The sequence below is a fragment of the Stenotrophomonas sp. YIM B06876 genome, assembly GCF_030711595.1.
Lineage (GTDB): Bacteria > Pseudomonadota > Gammaproteobacteria > Xanthomonadales > Xanthomonadaceae > Stenotrophomonas.
The window spans coordinates 1-1294 of sequence record NZ_JAUJUJ010000220.1 but is presented as its reverse complement, the minus strand read 5'-3'; the positions used below and the strand labels follow the sequence as shown (position 1 = coordinate 1294).

The window sequence follows — 1294 nt, the reverse complement described above, 5'->3', positions numbered from 1 at the left end:
CTGACCTGGTTGTGCTGAACAACTGCTTCTATGTGCATGGCCATGCACCGTTCGAAAAGAACGAGCATCTGCACCGGGAACTGGTGCGCCAGCGCGGCACTTTCGCCCGCTAATATTCGGCACACAACCGCGCGATGCCCGACTTGCGTGCAAACCAGGTCGGGCATTTGCCGCTTTGCCAGCTCTTCTTGATTGGTGCCCTCTCCAATGCGCTCTGATTCCAACCTTTCGCCCGCCGCTTCTCGTGCGCCTGGCGCCGCGCAGGCTGCCTATGGCAAGCGAGTGGGCCTGCCGCGTCGCCTGCAACGCATCTTGTCGCTGGACGACTTCGAGGCTGCAGCGCGACGCCATCTGCCACGTCCGCTGTTCGGCTACATCGCGGGTGCCGCAGAGGACAACAAGTCGCTCAGGGCCAACCGGGATGCATTCTGCGACTACAGCTTCCTTACCCGGGTGATGGTGGATGTGGCCCGCAGAAACCAGAAAACCACGCTCTTTGGCGACACCTATGCATCACCTTTCGGTGTGGCACCGGTCGGCATCAGCGCCATCTGCGCCTATCGCGGCGACCTGGTTCTGGCACAGGCCGCGGCCAACGCAGGCATCCCGGCCATCATGAGCGGGACGTCGCTCATCCGGATGGAAGATGTCCATCAAGCGGCGCCATCCACCTGGTTTCAGGCCTACCTGCCAGGTGACACCTCCAGGATTGACGGACTCATTGATCGGGTCAAGGCTGCGGGATTCAAGACCTTGGTGGTCACGGTGGACATCCCGGTGTGGGCCAACCGCGAGAACAATGTCCGCACGGGTTTCTCCATGCCGTTGCGCCCCTCGGTCCGCCTCGCCTGGGACGGCATGATTCGGCCGCGCTGGCTGTTGGGCACCTTCCTGCGCACGNGTTTCTCCATGCCGTTGCGCCCCTCGGTCCGCCTCGCCTGGGACGGCATGATTCGGCCGCGCTGGCTGTTGGGCACCTTCCTGCGCACGCTGCTGTCCCATGGCATGCCGCACTTCGAGAACTCGTTTGCCACGCGGGGCGCTCCGATGCTGTCGAACTCCGCGATCCGCGACACGACGGGCCGGGACCACCTGAACTGGCAGCATCTGGAAGCCATTCGCCGCCGCTGGCCGGGGAATCTGGTGATCAAAGGTGTGTTGAACGAACACGATGCGCGCCGAGCCGTGGAAATCGGCGCAGACGGCATCATTGTCTCCAACCACGGTGGCCGGCAGCTCGATGGCGCTGCAGCGCCGCTGGTGATGCTGCCGCGCATCGCTGATCAAGTGGGGC

1 protein-coding gene is annotated in these 1294 nt (G+C 63.7%); it reads left to right on the top strand.

Annotation, left to right across the window (positions count from 1 at the left end):
- Positions 1–207: 207 nt before the first annotated feature.
- The coding region (locus QZH66_RS16240) for an alpha-hydroxy acid oxidase (protein ID WP_305806917.1) at positions 208–1294 on the top strand (1087 nt) is incomplete at its 3' end.